16 protein-coding genes are annotated in these 15,532 nt (G+C 51.4%); 12 read left to right on the forward strand and 4 right to left on the reverse strand.

The annotated features are described in order from the left end of the window. The first annotated feature begins 18 nt into the window (after positions 1–18). The 3 genes from ACLIN2_RS10055 (at position 19) to ACLIN2_RS10065 (ending at position 2,867) form a co-directional block, all read left to right on the forward strand. Positions 19–1,041, forward strand: a complete 1,023-nt coding sequence (locus ACLIN2_RS10055; RefSeq protein ID WP_411503960.1) for an ABC transporter ATP-binding protein — start codon at positions 19–21, stop codon at positions 1,039–1,041. Continuing rightward, positions 1,038–1,988 (forward strand): ABC transporter ATP-binding protein, encoded by a 951-nt coding sequence (locus ACLIN2_RS10060; RefSeq protein ID WP_122959673.1) that lies wholly within the window; start codon positions 1,038–1,040, stop codon positions 1,986–1,988. The genes ACLIN2_RS10055 and ACLIN2_RS10060 overlap by 4 nt, the downstream gene beginning before the upstream one ends. Before the next feature lie 270 nt (positions 1,989–2,258). After that, complete coding sequence (locus tag ACLIN2_RS10065; protein WP_411503961.1) at positions 2,259–2,867, forward strand: hypothetical protein; 609 nt, start codon at positions 2,259–2,261, stop codon at positions 2,865–2,867. A gap of 59 nt (positions 2,868–2,926) precedes the next feature. Here ACLIN2_RS10065 and ACLIN2_RS10070 read toward each other — a convergent pair whose 3' ends face one another. Then, positions 2,927–3,304, reverse strand: a complete 378-nt coding sequence (locus ACLIN2_RS10070) for a DUF3899 domain-containing protein (protein ID WP_122924755.1) — start codon at positions 3,302–3,304, stop codon at positions 2,927–2,929. 16 nt (positions 3,305–3,320) lie between these two features. After that, entirely contained in the window at positions 3,321–4,199 is an 879-nt protein-coding gene (locus ACLIN2_RS10075) for a LysR family transcriptional regulator (RefSeq protein ID WP_411503962.1), read from the reverse strand. A 127-nt stretch (positions 4,200–4,326) separates the two neighbouring features. Here ACLIN2_RS10075 and ACLIN2_RS10080 point away from each other — a divergent pair, with 127 nt between their 5' ends. After that, positions 4,327–5,232 carry a PhzF family phenazine biosynthesis protein gene (locus ACLIN2_RS10080; RefSeq protein WP_411503963.1) on the forward strand — a complete coding sequence of 302 codons (906 nt, stop codon included), beginning with the start codon at positions 4,327–4,329 and terminating at the stop codon, positions 5,230–5,232. Positions 5,233–5,355: 123 nt separating this feature from the next. Here the strand turns inward: ACLIN2_RS10080 and ACLIN2_RS10085 are convergent, their stop codons facing one another. Beyond that, positions 5,356–6,315, reverse strand: coding sequence for a superoxide dismutase (locus ACLIN2_RS10085; protein ID WP_411503964.1), 960 nt, complete (start codon positions 6,313–6,315; stop codon positions 5,356–5,358). 169 nt (positions 6,316–6,484) lie between these two features. Here ACLIN2_RS10085 and racE point away from each other — a divergent pair, with 169 nt between their 5' ends. Together racE and ACLIN2_RS10095 are read left to right on the forward strand one after the other, a co-directional pair. After that, the gene (gene racE, locus ACLIN2_RS10090; protein WP_411503965.1) at positions 6,485–7,297 is read left to right on the forward strand and encodes a glutamate racemase; all 813 of its coding nucleotides are present in this window, start codon (positions 6,485–6,487) and stop codon (positions 7,295–7,297) included. Between the two features lie 77 nt (positions 7,298–7,374). Next, the gene (locus ACLIN2_RS10095; RefSeq protein ID WP_301171177.1) at positions 7,375–8,430 is read left to right on the forward strand and encodes a GerMN domain-containing protein; all 1,056 of its coding nucleotides are present in this window, start codon (positions 7,375–7,377) and stop codon (positions 8,428–8,430) included. Positions 8,431–8,522: 92 nt separating this feature from the next. Here the strand turns inward: ACLIN2_RS10095 and ACLIN2_RS10100 are convergent, their stop codons facing one another. Beyond that, positions 8,523–9,761, reverse strand: a complete 1,239-nt coding sequence (locus ACLIN2_RS10100) for an MFS transporter (protein ID WP_411503966.1) — start codon at positions 9,759–9,761, stop codon at positions 8,523–8,525. A gap of 225 nt (positions 9,762–9,986) precedes the next feature. Between ACLIN2_RS10100 and rph the strand changes: the two genes are divergently transcribed. The 6 genes from rph (at position 9,987) to clpX (ending at position 15,395) form a co-directional block, all read left to right on the forward strand. Next, positions 9,987–10,748: a ribonuclease PH gene (rph, locus tag ACLIN2_RS10105; protein WP_301171175.1), complete on the forward strand. Its 762-nt coding sequence runs from the start codon at positions 9,987–9,989 to the stop codon at positions 10,746–10,748. Beyond that, the gene (locus ACLIN2_RS10110) at positions 10,741–11,343 is read left to right on the forward strand and encodes an XTP/dITP diphosphatase (RefSeq protein WP_301171174.1); all 603 of its coding nucleotides are present in this window, start codon (positions 10,741–10,743) and stop codon (positions 11,341–11,343) included. Before rph ends, ACLIN2_RS10110 begins: the two co-directional genes overlap by 8 nt. A 46-nt stretch (positions 11,344–11,389) precedes the next feature. After that, positions 11,390–11,914, forward strand: coding sequence for a metallophosphoesterase family protein (locus tag ACLIN2_RS10115; RefSeq protein WP_328203101.1), 525 nt, complete (start codon positions 11,390–11,392; stop codon positions 11,912–11,914). A 142-nt stretch (positions 11,915–12,056) separates the two neighbouring features. Continuing rightward, positions 12,057–13,349, forward strand: a complete 1,293-nt coding sequence (gene tig, locus ACLIN2_RS10120; protein WP_301171172.1) for a trigger factor — start codon at positions 12,057–12,059, stop codon at positions 13,347–13,349. 178 nt (positions 13,350–13,527) lie between these two features. Further along, entirely contained in the window at positions 13,528–14,109 is a 582-nt protein-coding gene (gene clpP, locus ACLIN2_RS10125; RefSeq protein ID WP_092273954.1) for an ATP-dependent Clp endopeptidase proteolytic subunit ClpP, read from the forward strand. A gap of 20 nt (positions 14,110–14,129) precedes the next feature. After that, on the forward strand, positions 14,130–15,395 hold the full coding sequence (gene clpX, locus ACLIN2_RS10130; RefSeq protein WP_092273951.1) for an ATP-dependent protease ATP-binding subunit ClpX: 1,266 nt from the start codon (positions 14,130–14,132) through the stop codon (positions 15,393–15,395). Positions 15,396–15,532: the final 137 nt, after the last annotated feature.

Here is a 15,532-nt window from a genome sequence, read left to right on the forward strand (position 1 = left end):
GAATGGGGGGCCTTTGCGATGACGAAGCATTTGCTTGAGATAGAAGATCTAAAGGTGAATTTTAAAACGTACGGCGGAGAAGTGCAGGCGGTTCGCGGCGTCAGCTTCCACGTGGATAAAGGGGAAACCGTTGCGATCGTAGGGGAGAGCGGCTGTGGCAAAAGCGTGACTGCGCAGGCCATCATGGGTCTGATTCCAAATCCGCCAGGCAAGATCGTTGGTGGAAAGGTCGTCTTTGAGGGCCGGGAAATCAGCCAGCTTCCGAAAAGCGAACTCCTCAAAATTCGCGGCTCCGAGATCGGCATGGTGTTCCAGGACCCGATGACCGCGCTGAATCCGACGATGAAAGTAGGCGCCCAGATTGTAGAGGGCTTCGTTCGCAGTCAAAAGGTAACACGAGAGGAAGCACGGAAGCGGGCGATTGAAATGCTGCGGCTTGTCGGCATTCCTGACCCTGAGGATCGAGTAGACCAGTACCCGCACCAATTTAGTGGCGGGATGCGCCAGCGGGTCGTCATCGCCATTGCACTCGCGTGTCAGCCAAAGCTCGTGATCGCCGACGAGCCGACCACTGCTTTGGATGTGACCATTCAGGCGCAGATTCTGGATCTGCTGCACAGATTGCAGGAGGAGCAGGAGCTGTCCGTCGTCATTATCACGCACGACCTGGGGGTTGTCGCAGAAATTGCGCATCGCATGGTTGTCATGTACGCGGGAATCGTGGTAGAGACGGGCTCGGTGGAAGATGTTTTCGCCAATCCGCGCCATCCGTATACATGGGGATTGATGAGGTCGCTGCCCCGGCTGGATGAAGGGGAAAAACAGCGGTTGGTTCCTATCGATGGCACCCCGCCAGACCTGTTCAATCCGCCAAAAGGCTGTCCGTTTGCAGCTCGCTGTGACTTTGCAATGGAAATTTGCGATCAGCAGATGCCGGCAGCGACGGATTTTGGCGGAAATCACAGAGCAGCATGCTGGCTGCATGATTCACGAGCGCCGCGCATCGATGAGCTGGTTGCAGCAGGGAGGCAAGGCGTATGACGGACGCATTAGTTGAAGTTCGCGATTTGAAAAAGTATTTTTCCATCGGTGGCGATTTTGAGCTGAAAGCCGTAGATGGTGTCTCCTTTACGATTCAAAAGGGAGAGACCTTAGGGCTGGTAGGCGAGAGTGGCTGCGGCAAATCGACGCTTGGCCGCACGATTATCCGGCTCTATGAAAATACGGGCGGAGAAGTGCTTTTCAAAGGAAAAGACGTACATCAGCTTCGCGGGAAGGAAGTCGGACAGTTCAACCGCGACGTTCAAATGATTTTTCAGGACCCGCAGGCCAGCTTGAATCCACGTATGACTGTGGAAGACATCATTGCGGAAGGGCTGGATATCCACAGACTATCCAAAGGGATGCGCCGGGAGCGGGTAGCCGAGCTGTTGTCTCTCGTAGGCTTGCACAAGGAGCATGCGCAGCGGTTTCCTCATGAATTTAGCGGCGGACAGCGGCAGCGTATCGGCATTGCGAGAGCGCTCGCGGTGGAACCGGAATTCATCATTGCGGACGAGCCGATCTCGGCGCTCGATGTATCCATTCAGGCACAGGTCGTCAATTTGCTGGAGGATTTGCAGCGTGACCGGGGCTTGACCTATTTGTTCATCGCCCATGATTTGTCGATGGTGAAGCATATCTCGGACCGCATCGGAGTCATGTACCTGGGGAAAATGGTAGAGCTCGCTGCAAGCGATGCCTTGTATGCGCGACCGCTGCATCCGTATACCCAAGCTCTGCTTTCCTCTGTACCTGTGCCTGATCCCACGATCAAAAGGGAGCGAATCGTTTTGCAAGGGGATTTGCCGAGCCCTGCCAACAAACCGAGCGGATGCGGATTTCGGACGAGATGCCCGGCGGCAATGGAGCGATGTGCACAGGCGGAGCCGATCTGGAAGGAAGCGGAGGCGGGCCACTGGGTCGCTTGTCATTTGTTTGAGGGGTAAGGATACAACGAAAAAAGAGACGTTCCGATCCTGCTAAGACGTTCTCTGTTGAATCACAAATAGTAAATTCGCAACATAAATAGGGTACGGAATCGCAATGGTTCCCGTACCCTATTTTTTGTTACTATATCAGTGGGCAATTGTTACAGGCGAAAGAGTGTTGGTTCCTTACAGATGACAACTTGTTAGAAGTTTGCGTTTGTCAAAATGCTGTAGTAGCCCTTTATTATCGAGGCAGGTTAGTAAAAAAATAAAAAAAGGGTGTCCAATATGAAAAAAGGATTAATGCTTTGTATTACGATCATGTTGATGCTATCGTCGGCTTGTGAAAATGTTGAAACAACATCAACTGCAAATATTTCTCAAACAAATACTACCCGTGAGCATGAATCTGAAACGGATGAGCCCAATATTCCAGAAAATACCGCTGAATATTGTGATGGGGTATGGACAAATTTGGATAGTGAAACTGAAAAGCTTTTCTATGGAACTTGGAAAGTTGAGAAACTTTTGGGGTTTGCAAATTCATACAATGATGCTTCTGAATATCCAACAGGGCAAAAAATGATTGGTGATGAATTTATAATCAAAAAAGACTTCTTTTCATCAAAAGGACTTAAAAACTATAAGGATTATCAACATGAACTGAAAAACCCAATATATAGGCTAGAATTTATATGCTATAACTCAGACTCTTTTTATCGTTTATTTAAAACAGATCCCGATCCTTTACATATAAATATCAATGATAAAGTAAAATACATAGTAATCAATGACTCTTCTACAAAACTTGGCATACCTCTAAGTTTTTTTATTGTTAATAATGATAGGGTTATCTTGGTATTAGAGGCAACATCCTTTGAACTTAAAAAAGCATGACCTATTCTACATGTGCATGGTCATGCTTTCGATAGAAGAATTCTTGCCCTGCCATTTCGTTACACGTAGTAGAAGCAGGTGAGGACCAGGGAAAACAGGATCATCCCGAAACCGGATACGAGCAATAGCGACGTTCCGCCTCGCATGATCGCCTCCTTTTTTCGCCGAAAAGAAGCATCCTCTACCGAATAAAGATCGCTTTCCAGGACGCGTGGCTTGCGGAAGATCATGTCTTTTAACTGCTGGAAGCCGCGTGCGAAAGCGGTGAAGAACCCTGAGCGAATGACCAGGATGATACAGCCGAAGATGACGAAAAAGAGTCCGTAGAGAAAGCTGTTATTAATCAGCGGCAAGAGGCTCGATGTCTGGGTGATGAATCCTAGCACGACGCCGCTCGCGATCATGAGCGCGAGTAGCGGGTACGTCCATTTTTTCATGGCGGGTGCACGTCCTTTACTTCAATGTAGGGGTAGTGAGCAACCGCTCTGCCTCCCGCATAAAGGCCAGTGTGGATGGCGAGCAGGCCGCAAGAGAGCGGACGACGAGCCCAATTTGCCGATAGACAGGCGGTGAGAGCTCGATCACTTTCACGTTTGGCAACGAAGAGGGCAGCGTGAGCTCAGGGACGACGGTCACGCCAATGCCGGCTTCTGCCATAGCCAGAATCGTCGTGTTGTCGACGACCTCGTATTTAATCTGTGGTGTTAGGCTTCTTTTGGCAAATTCCTGATGCAGCAGAACCTCGCAGCCGGCCATGGGCATGATAAACGGCTCAGAGGCGAGCTGCTCAAAGGTGAGCGCTCTTTCATTTGCCAGCGGATGCTCTGAGGACAGGACGGCCTTTAGCGGATCCTTCCTGAGTAAAATCCCTTCCAGCCCTTCTTCCGGCAGGATGTGAAATCCCACATCGATGACGCCAGAGTGAATCCACTCTTTGATCTCAGGATAGGTCCCCTCAAAAAGGCGTGTTTCCAGGTGGGGATACAGGCTGCCCAGCTCCCGGATGAGCGGATGCGCGAAATGCTCCGTGGCACTGGGAAAAGAACCGATGCGAATCGTTGTATGTAAAAGGCCGGATGACTTTGCTGCAATTTCTTTGATACGTGATGAATGCTGCAAAATCAATCGGGCAGAGGCAACGATTTCTTCTCCGGCTGCGGTAAGCTGTACGCCCGTGCGATTCCTCACAAACAACGAGACGCCAAGCTCCTTTTCCAAGGTACCGATTGTATGACTCACCCCCGATTGGCTAAGTCCGATCTCCTCACCTGCCCGTGTGAAGTTACCTTTGCTTGCAACCGCTACCAGCACTTCGATTTGAAACAAGGTCATGCCTCTCGTCCTTTCATGAAGGAAATGTCATGTCTAGCATGGGAAACTCTCATTTTACACAGAATTGTGGCAGAATTATGATAATAAACAAGGAAGCAGATCCGAGACCTCTAAAGGAGAGAGCAAAATGAAATTGGTAAATGTCTATCACGTGGACGCGTTTACGCAAGATTCTTTCGCAGGGAACCCCGCAGGCGTTGTTCCTGATGCTGATACGTTGACTGTACAGCAAATGCAGCAGATTGCCAACGAGCTAAACCTTCCTGAATCGGCTTTTTTGATGGCAAGTGATCACCCGGAGGCCGATTTTCGAATCCGCTACTTCACCCCTACGACCGAAATCAATTTTTGCGGCCATGCCACAGTCGGATCGACCTGGCTATTGGCAACCGAAAGAGGATGGCTGGAGAAGGGACGTCCGATTGTATTCGAGACCAATGTCGGGTTGATTCCTGTGACCCTTGACGTCGAGGACGGACAGCTAAAAAAAGTGACAATGACCCAGATTGCTCCATCTGTGCGTGAGATCGAGCTAGATCAAGCAGAGGTAGCACGTATGGTAGGCATTCGCCCGGAAGATCTGGACGATCGCTACCCGATGAAGCTGGCTTCCACTGGTGGATTGCATTTGCTGGTTCCGGTACGCACATATGAGGCGATTGACCGGGCTGTACCGCTGATTCCAGAGCTGGAAGCATTGAATCGGAAACACCAAATTACCACTACGCATTTGTTCACTTGGAATGGGCCAGAAGGCTACGATGTGTACACGCGCGATTTTGCTCCGGCGATTGGCATCCCTGAAGATCCCGTAACAGGTGCAGCCAATGGAGCTTTGGCAGGTTACTTTGCTTTGGAAGGCATTTTGGAAAAAGGAAGCGTGCATCACCTCGTCGTAGGGCAAGGGCATGCGATCCAACGCCCAGGTACCTTGTATGTAACGGTAGAAATGACAGGGGAAACGCCGGTCATTCGTGTCGGTGGCGCTGCCCATGTCACGATTGCAGGTCAGCTTCACCTGAAAGCGGAGTAATAACTTCAAAAATAAAGTCCCCTTCATGTGCCTATGGCGTGAGGGACTGACACCGTAATATGAGACAAATTTGTCATCCGGACGGAGGTCAGTTCCAATAGTGAGGGGACTTTTTGCTTGAAGTCAGTATGGCTGCCAGCGCAGCTTGCGGGCTTGGGCAAAGCGCTCCTCGACGTACCGCCAGTTGACGATGTTCCACCAGGCGTTTACGTAGCGGTCCCGTTCGTTTTGGTAATGCAGAAAATACGAATGCTCCCAGACATCGAGGACGAGCAGGGGGACCGTATCCCATTGAGACAGGTTTTGGTGCTTTTCCGCCATTAAAATCTCCAGATGCTGGGCGCGAGGTGACCAGACGAGGATGGCCCATCCAGGCCCCTCCACTTTTTTCGCCGCTTGGGTGAACTGCTCTTGGAATGCGGCGTAAGACCCGAAGTAGCGCCGGATTGCTTCGGCCAAATCTCCGCTCGGTTCCCCGCCTCCATTTGGGCTCATGGATGGCCAGAAAATGGTATGGAGGTAGTGTCCAGCGCCGTTGAATGCCAGTTCGCGCTCCCAATGCCGAATCAGATCAAAGTTTCCGTTGGCGCGTGCTTCGGCGAGCTTCAGCTCGGCAGTATTCAAGTCGTCTACGTATTTTTTATGCAGCTTGTCATGATGGATCCGCATCGTTTCCGCGTCGATATGCGGTTCCAGTGCATCGTAGCTGTAGGGGAGCGGGGGCAGTGTATGGCGGCCAGCAGCGAGAGGGCGGGCGACAGGAACAGGCTCGCGCTGGGAAGGGTAGGAAACGGGAGTGACGACTGCATCAATCTTCTCAGGCTCGTTTAACTGCACCAGACGCAGGAAACGGTGAAACTGCTCCTGTACTTCTTCCGCGCGCGCCAATAGGACAGGCAGCTCCTCGGATTGGGTGTCAGCATTCAGCCGTGCTGCCTTCCTGCCCAATTGGATAAAGGTTTCTTCGAATTTATGCAGGTGATGCTCTAGCTCGCGATTCCATTTTTTCTGGTCTCTCATGCGTTCAATCCACTGACGGCCCCACTGACTCCAGTCCAGCAGCTGCTTGGTTTGCTCTTCCAAGGAAATTCCTCCTGCCTTAGGCAATTCTCATTCCCAACGTATGAAAAGGGCCCAGTGTGTGTGCGGCATTCGCGGAGTACAAGAAATTTAAACTACGCATATGGTAGTAGCACACATGTCAGAGTGGTATGCTGTACTATATTCATCACAACAGGGGAGACACAATTGCATGAGTAGAGAGCGAGCTATAGCCGTCATTGATTCAGGAGTGGGAGGATTAACCGTAGCCAAGGAAGTCATGCGTCAGCTGCCCGAGGAACGGATCGTATACGTGGGAGATAATGCCCGTTGTCCGTACGGCTCCAAATCACCGGAAGAAATTCGTGCCTACAGTTTTCAGATGATTGATTTTGTGATGAAGTCTCCGCTAAAAGCGTTGGTCATTGCATGCAACACTGCGACTGCAGTTGTTCTGGAAGAAGCGAAGGCGCATTTGCCGCTGCCGGTCATCGGCGTGATCGATCCGGGAGCACGTGCTGCTGTCAAAGCAACGAAAACAGGTCATATCGGGGTCATCGGCACAGAGACGACGATCCGTACGAAAGCATATGAGCGCGCATTGCTGCGTGTTCAACCTGATTTGATCGTGTCGGGCATGGCTTGTCCGCCGTTTGTTCCGTTGGTGGAGAACCATATGGCCGACACAGATGAGGCACGCCGCGTGGTGCGGGAAACACTGGCACCTCTCGTCGGCCAAGAGCTGGACACTCTTATCCTGGGGTGCACACATTATCCGCTGCTGGCACCGATCATTCAGGAAGTGATGGGAGATCAGGTCACTTTGATCAATTCTGCCGAAGAAACGGCCAGTGAGCTCGCGAATCAGATTGAGGCGATCAAGAGTATTCAGACGCGGGAAGGGCCACAGCATTTGTTTGTGACGAGTGGGGAAACATCGCGTTTCCGCTCCATCGCAGAAGAGTGGCTGAAATGCCCGGTGCAAGTCGAACACCACTCCCTGGAAAAGTCTTTTCAGTCGTAAATGTCGACTTTGAACGCATAAACCCAAGCCCTGCTCGTATACATGGTAGTACAAAGTGTCTCGAGGAGGGCTGGGAAATGAAGATTCGAAGCATTAGCCAAGCGACAGCTGTGCTAGGGGTCAGCGCTTTGCTGCTATCAGGCTGCGGTCTCTTTGGCCCGGAAAAGGAAGCGACTAGTATCGATGCACCTCCGCAGTCACAGGTGGCAGTGGATGTGCCGGATCTGACGTCGCCTGACAATGGTGCAGCGACAGAGGGAACAGAGACAGTTGTGCAGGGAACAGCTGAGCGTACCGTGTACTTGCAGGATCCGAACGGGTACGTCGTGCCTGTATCTTTGACTCTTCCAAAAGAAGAAGGGGTTGCCAAGCAGGTTCTGAGCTACATGGTCAAAGGTGGGCCAGTAGAAAGCCTGCTCCAAGGTGGATTCACTGCCATACTGCCGCAAGGGACAGAAGTGAAGGGCCTCGTCATCAAAAACGGAGTAGCGACCGTCGACTTTTCCAAAGAGTTCAAGACGTATGAGGAAAAAGACGAAAAGCGGATTCTGGATGCGGTGACTCGGGCCATGACAGAGTTCAGCAACGTCAAAACGGTGCAGATCTGGGTGAATGGAACGCCGTTGACGGAGATGCCGGCAGCCAGTACACCGATTACGCAGCTCGACCGCGGTCATGGAGTCAATCTCGAGTTGGCGGATGGCGCCATTCCGGGCAACACATCGTCCGTGACCGTATTTTTCCAAGGGCAGCTGGATGACTCCCGTACGTATTTTGTACCTGTGACTCGTTTGGTTCCTGCTACGGCAGACATCGCGAAGGCGACAGTAGAAGAGCTGATCAAAGGGCCGAAAGAAGGCTCGCAGCTGTTCAGCTCCCTGCTCCGTACGACCCGCGTCCTGGATGTCAAACAGGAGAAAGACCTGCTCACTGTCAACCTGAGCAACGACATCCTCAAGTATGACGAAGGCAAGGAAGCAAGTCCGGATGCACTGGAGTCGCTCGTTTTGTCCCTGACGGAGAGTACGGGTGCACCAAAAGTGCAGCTATTGGTGGAGGGCAAGCCCTTGGCGAATGGCGACTACACCAAACCGGTGAGCCGTCCCGTTCAGCTAAATCCGCTGCAATTCTAATCTGTATGAGGCAAATGACCACGTTCGGTGATGCGAGCGTGGTTTTTTTGTGCAGTAACAATTTGTAAGATTCTTGGCCGGTATAAGTGCAACTAAGGCTCCGTCACAGAGCTTGGCGGAGCCAAGTTTTCGAATGCGCTTTTTCGAGAGGCTCTCCACAGACTCCAACCGATGACGACAGAGAAAAGCGTGACACATGTCCCAGCAGCAAACCCTACAAGTCTGGGCTCCGCAAAAGAGAGCAGCCAGCCTCCAGCCAGCATCGACAGCCCGATAAGCACGTTGGATACTGTTGCTTCCAGGGCGAATACCCGCCCTTGATAATCACTTCGGACATGCTGCATCAGCAAGGTGCGCAAGCTAGCGTTTCCGATGCCTCCCGCAACCGTGGACAAGGCATAGCAGGCCGCCGCCACGTGGATGGTTGGAGCCATGCTGGTCAGGATTAATGCGACACCCTCCAATGCCAGACTCCAGAAGGACGTTTTGTACAGCTTTTTCGCAAAGCGATCCGCTGCCAATCCCCCAAGGATAAAGCCAACACCAATCGCACCATAGAATAGACCGATCCCCATCTCACCCGCCTGGAAGACCTGATAGGCATAGACGCTGATCAGAACGTTGATGATTCCTCCTCCAATCGGCCACAGGGCAGTCATCAACAGGATGGAGCGAACGATCGGAGTGTGAGCTGCAAAGGCAAGCACGTCACGAAAAGAGGCTTGAGGCGTTGATGGGGAAGGACAGCTGCGTTTGGGACGAGGAAAGGCAAGACGCATAATCAGAATTCCGGACAAAAGGAACGACAAGGAGTTGTAGACGAAGGCAGCCTCTGTCCCCCATAAGGCGATAAAAATCCCCCCAATCAAAGAGCCGATCGCCATTACCATTCCGTACACGCTTTGATCGAGTGCGTTTGCTGTCGCGAGCTCCTCTGGTTCGACGAGATGAGGCAGGATCGACAGGCGGGATGGCTGATACAGGGAGGAGAATGCCACGAGAGAAAACGTCCCGAGATAGACGAGCCAGATGTCGTCCGCCGAAGAAATGAGCAAGAAGCTCAAAGCGAGAAAGGCACGGGCAAAGTCACAGAAAATCATGACTTTCTTTTTATCCCAGCGGTCGGCAAGGACGCCGCCGAGAGGGCCGAACAGCAGATGGGGAAGCGTTCGCAGAGCAAGCGTAATGCCGACAGCCATTGCGCCTGACGTCAATTCCATGAGCAGGCTGAGCACGGCGACGCTGTTGAACCAATCCCCGATGCCGCTAAGCAGATTCGCCGTGAGCATCCGGCGCAGGTGTGGATGGCGTAAAACGTGTACCGATTGCATGAGTATCACCTGATTTCTATAAATTAGACATTTAGCTAATTAGATAGTAATCGAATTTATAAATCGATCGCAACCCTTTTTCTCGCCCGAAGGAGGAATCATCCTATTCATGCGAATATTTGCAATTAAGGCAAATAGCCGTTGGGCGTTTGTTCAGTGGCAGACCAAATCCTGCCTCTGGTATAATGAGCGGAGTGTATCAAAGCGATTTAGGAGGAACTTGGAATGAGAGTGGATGGCCGTGCCCATGACCAATTGCGCCCAGTTACGATTACGCGCAATTACATTAAACACGCAGAAGGATCTTGCTTGATCGAAGTCGGAGATACAAAGGTGATTTGTACGGCAACTCTGGAGGATCGAGTACCTCCGTTTATGCGTGGTGGCGGAAAGGGATGGATCACAGCCGAATACTCCATGCTTCCGCGAGCGACAGCAACGCGCAATGCTCGGGAGTCGTCCAAAGGGAAAGTAGGCGGGCGCACGATGGAGATCCAACGTTTGATTGGGCGTGCCCTGCGTTCAGTCGTTCATCTGGAAGCGATGGGCGAGAAGACGATCTGGATTGATTGTGACGTGATTCAGGCGGATGGAGGTACGAGAACAGCCTCCATTACAGGTGCATTCGTCGCCTTGGTTGACGCGATGCAAAAGCTGGTGGAGAGCGGTACCTGGAAGCAGTTGCCCCTGCACGATTTTCTGGCAGCAACCTCGGTAGGCGTCATCGGGGAAGAAACGCTGCTGGACTTGAATTACAAAGAAGATTCGACAGCTACCGTAGACATGAACGTCGTCATGACAGGCAAAGGCAAATTTGTTGAGCTGCAAGGTACCGGGGAGGATGCTCCATTCTCGCCTGAACAGCTGCAAGACATGATCGCACTTGCGAAAGCAGGGATCAACCAGCTGGTTGCCGCACAGAAAGAGGCACTGGCTGACGTACCTTTGACGTTTGCAGACAATGTAGCGGAGGAAAGCCATGTCTGAGCGTAAACAAGTGGTGCTTGCCACGCGCAACCAGGGAAAAGTCAAAGAGTTTAACAGACTCTTTGCGGAAGCAGGCTGGGAAGGTATTAGCCTGGCGAATTTTGAAAACGTGCCTGAAGTAGTAGAGGATGGCGAAACATTCGAAGCGAACGCGATAAAAAAGGCAGTGACGATTTCTACATACTTGGGAATGCCTGCGATCGGCGATGATTCGGGCTTGGAGGTCGATGCCCTGGAGGGTAGACCTGGCGTTTACTCGGCACGCTATGCAGGCGAGGACGCTACCGACGAAGAGAATTGGCGCAAGCTCCTGCAGGAAATGGAAGCTGTACCGGATGCGGCTCGTACGGCGCGCTTCCGCTGCACACTGGCATTTGTTGTGCCAGGAGGGGAGCCTGTCATCACGAGTGGTGCCTGCGAAGGAGTGATCGCGCGCGAACCGGCTGGGACGAACGGCTTCGGCTATGACCCTGTCTTTTATTTGCCCGAGCAAAATAAAAGGATGGCACAGCTGGCGCCGGAGGAGAAAAACCAGATCAGCCATAGAGCGCGTGCCATGCAAAAATTGCTGCAAGTCCTGCGCGAGCAAAAGTAAGCAAGCGGTGCCAGCTAAAAGAGAGAACGGGAGAGTGAGGTCGCAGGTGGGGATTCTGGTGATGAGCGACAGCCATGGTCTGGTGAGGGAAGTTGCGCAAGTTGTGGGCAGACATAAAGTAGAGAAAATCCTGCATTGCGGGGATTTCTGTGTGGATCATACGCGAGATCCCTTTTCCAAAATGACGCTCGTCCGGGGCAACTGCGATACCACAAAGGCGGTCCCGACGGAGCAGCAGACGAAATGGAATGATTTACATATCCTCCAAACCCACGGCCATCTGTTCGGCGTGAAAAGCTCGCTGCTGCGTCTTCATTACCGTGCAGAGGAGACGGGTGCAAACGTCGTTATTTTTGGCCACTCCCATGTTCCCGTCTGTGGCGTGGAGCGGGATGTCCTGTTCCTCAACCCCGGAAGCCTCCAGATGCCGCGCGGTTTTGATGTCCCGACCTATGCGATTTTGGAGCAGACAGGAGTGACATCCACTGCCGTGCAAGTCTCGGTTTCTTTCTACGATCATCTGGGCAACCCGGTGAAAAGTCTGGGAGGAAAATACTCTCTTAGACGCTAAAACAGGGTCTTGTTGAAAATGAAAAGTTTTGTGCTATACTAGAATGGTTATAATGGCTAGAATATTATCGTCCGAGCCCGCGAACGAATTTAGACGCGCGGCTGGCGGTGTTCTTTGATCCAATCTAGGAGGGGAAGTTTACGTGGCAGCAAATTGGGAAAAGGTAGAGAATAACCAGGGAGTCCTGACGGTTGAAGTAGATGCTTCGGAAGTAGACGCAGCATTGGACCAAGCGTTTAAAAAAGTGGTACAAAAAGTTCAGGTTCCTGGATTCCGTAAAGGGAAAGTTCCGCGCAAAATGTTTGAAGCGCGTTTTGGTGTAGAATCTTTGTATCAGGATGCACTCGACATTCTGCTTCCAACTGCATACGGACAAGCTGTGAAAGAAGCTGGCATCGAGCCAGTTGACCGTCCAGAAGTTGACGTAGCACAAATGGAGCAAGGAAAAAACCTGATCTTCAAAGCGACAGTAACTGTGAAGCCTGAAGTGAAACTCGGCGACTACAAAAACCTGAGCATCGAAGAAAAAGACTTCTCTGTAACCGAAGAAAGCGTTGATGCTGAGCTGAAGCGTATGCAAGAGCGTCATGCTGAACTGGTAGCAGTTGAAGAGGGCGCTGCACAAAACGGCGACCTGGCAGTAATCGACTTCGAAGGCTTCCAAGACGGTGTAGCATTTGAAGGCGGAAAAGCAGAAGACTACTCTCTGGAACTGGGTTCCGGTACTTTCATCGCTGGCTTTGAAGAGCAAGTAGTAGGCTTGAATGTTGGCGAAGAAAAAGACATTACCGTAACATTCCCAGAAGAATACCACTCTCCAAACCTTGCAGGTAAAGAAGCGGTATTCAAAGTGAAACTGACTAGCTTGAAGCGCAAAAACCTGCCAGTTTTGGACGACGAGTTCGCAAAAGACGTGAGCGAGTTCGACACGCTGGAAGAGCTGAAAGCTGACACCAAGAAAAAACTCGAAGAAAAATCCGCGCAAGACAAAGATCAGTATGTTCGTGAGCAACTCGTTCTGAAAGCAGCTGAAAACGCTGAGATCGATATGCCAGCAGTTATGGTAGAACACGAACTGGATCAAATGGTAAACGAGTTTGGTCAACGCCTCCAATACCAAGGTATGACATTGGAGCTGTACTTCCAGTTCTCTGGAATGGACGAAAGCCAACTGCGTGACCAACTGCGCGCAGATGCAACTTCCCGTGTTCGTACATCCCTGACACTGGAAGCAATCGGAAAAGCTGAAAACATCGAAGCAACAGAAGAAGATGTAAACGAAGAGCTGAACAAGCTGGCTGGCGTTTATGGCCGCCCTGCAGACGAGCTGCGTAAAATCTTCTCCGCTCAAGATGGTATGGCAGCCCTGTACCGCGATGTTCAAACTCGCAAAACAGTAGATTTCCTGGTTGCAGAAAGCAAAGTAAGTGCATAAGCTTAGGAAGAACGAATGATTGACCAGTAGGCGGGCAACCGTTTGCTGCTTTTGGAAAAGACAAGGCACGATACGCTCGTGCCTTGTTTTTCCACCAAAGGATATTTTTTCGAGGTCCTTCTCACTGCATTACGAGGTCGCATAGCCGCATGCTTTTCGGCAAAGGAGGAACATACATATGCTGATCCCTATGGTCATTGAACAAACGAGCAGAGGCGAACGCTCCTATGATATCTACTCGCGCCTCTTGAAAGACCGGATTATCCTTTTGGGCACAGAGATTGATGATGAAGTCGCCAATCTGATCGTCGCCCAACTGCTGTTTTTGCAGGCAGAAGATCCGGACAAAGATATTTCGCTATACATAAACTCTCCAGGCGGTTCTGTAACCGCAGGCATGGCTATCTACGACACGATGCAGTACATCAAGCCTGACGTTTCTACGATCTGTGTAGGCATGGCAGCAAGCATGGGAGCGTTCCTCTTGGCGGCGGGAGCAAAGGGCAAGCGTTTCGCTCTGCCGAACAGTGAAGTCATGATTCACCAACCGCTCGGCGGCGTGCGAGGGCAAGCAGAGGATATCCGCATTCATGCAGATTGGATCCTCAAAACCAAACGCCAGCTGAATGAAATTTTGTCAGAGCGGACAGGTCAGCCTATCGAACGAGTAGAGGCAGATACGGATCGCGACAATTTCATGAGCGCAGAGGACGCAAAGGCCTATGGCTTGATCGATGCTATTATTGAACGCAAAAACTGACCCGTTGTGAGGTGAAGCGCATGTTTAAGTTTAACGACGACAAAGGCCAACTGAAGTGCTCCTTCTGCGGCAAGTCCCAGGAACAGGTGCGCAAGCTGGTAGCTGGTCCTGGTGTATACATCTGTGACGAGTGTATCGAACTGTGCAATGAGATTGTACAGGAAGAGCTGGGCACGGAAGAAGAAATCGACATGAAGGAAATTCCGAAGCCAGTGGAAATCCGCAAAATCCTGGACGACTATGTCATCGGTCAGGATCTGGCGAAAAAATCGCTGTCTGTCGCGGTATACAACCACTACAAACGGATCAACTCCGGCGCCAAGATCGAGGATGTGGAGCTGCAAAAATCCAACATCATGCTGATCGGGCCGACTGGTAGCGGAAAAACCTTGCTGGCGCAAACGCTGGCTCGCATCTTGAATGTTCCGTTCGCAATCGCTGATGCCACTTCCCTGACAGAAGCCGGCTATGTGGGCGAAGACGTGGAAAATATCTTGCTGAAGCTGATCCAGGCAGCTGATTACGATGTAGAGAAAGCAGAAAAAGGCATTATCTACATCGATGAGATCGACAAGGTCGCCCGCAAATCGGAAAACCCGTCGATTACACGCGATGTTTCCGGTGAAGGCGTACAGCAAGCTTTGCTCAAAATTTTGGAAGGTACCGTTGCGAGTGTTCCTCCGCAAGGCGGCCGCAAGCATCCGCATCAGGAGTTCATCCAGATCGATACCTCCAACATCCTGTTCATTTGCGGTGGTGCATTTGACGGGGTGGAGCAAATCATCAAACGCCGTTTGGGCAAAAAGGTCATTGGTTTCGGTGCCGACTTTACAGAAGGCGTAAAAGGCGACCTGAAAGCTGGAGAGTATCTGAAATACGTACTTCCAGAAGACCTTCTGAAATTCGGTCTGATTCCAGAGTTCGTCGGTCGTTTGCCTGTACTGGCGACCCTCGAGCCACTGGATGAAGAGACGCTCGTACGCATTTTGACGGAGCCGAAAAACTCCCTCGTGAAGCAGTATCAAAAACTGCTGAGTCTGGATGGAGTCGAGCTCGAGTTCGATGCGGGTGCCCTCTTGCAAATCGCGAAAGAAGCGATCAAACGCAATACAGGTGCACGCGGACTTCGTGCGATCATCGAGCAAATCATGCTCGATATGATGTACGAACTGCCTTCTCGTGAAGACGTCGACAAGTGCGTCATTACGGAAGAAACCGTACGTGATAAAGTGAAGCCGCAGCTCATGAACAAAGAAGGTCATGAAGTTCGCGGAGAAACTGCATAAGCACTTGCTGGAAAAAAAGCCGCTCCGTGCATTCGGGGCGGTTTTTTGCGTATCCGAAAGCCTTTTGGGGACGCGGGTTCTTGGTTTACGTCTACGATTGCGGGGCAATACTACAAGATATAGTTCAAGAGACGCTT

The organism is Brevibacillus centrosporus, assembly GCF_046622605.1.
GTDB classification, from domain to species: domain Bacteria; phylum Bacillota; class Bacilli; order Brevibacillales; family Brevibacillaceae; genus Brevibacillus; species Brevibacillus centrosporus.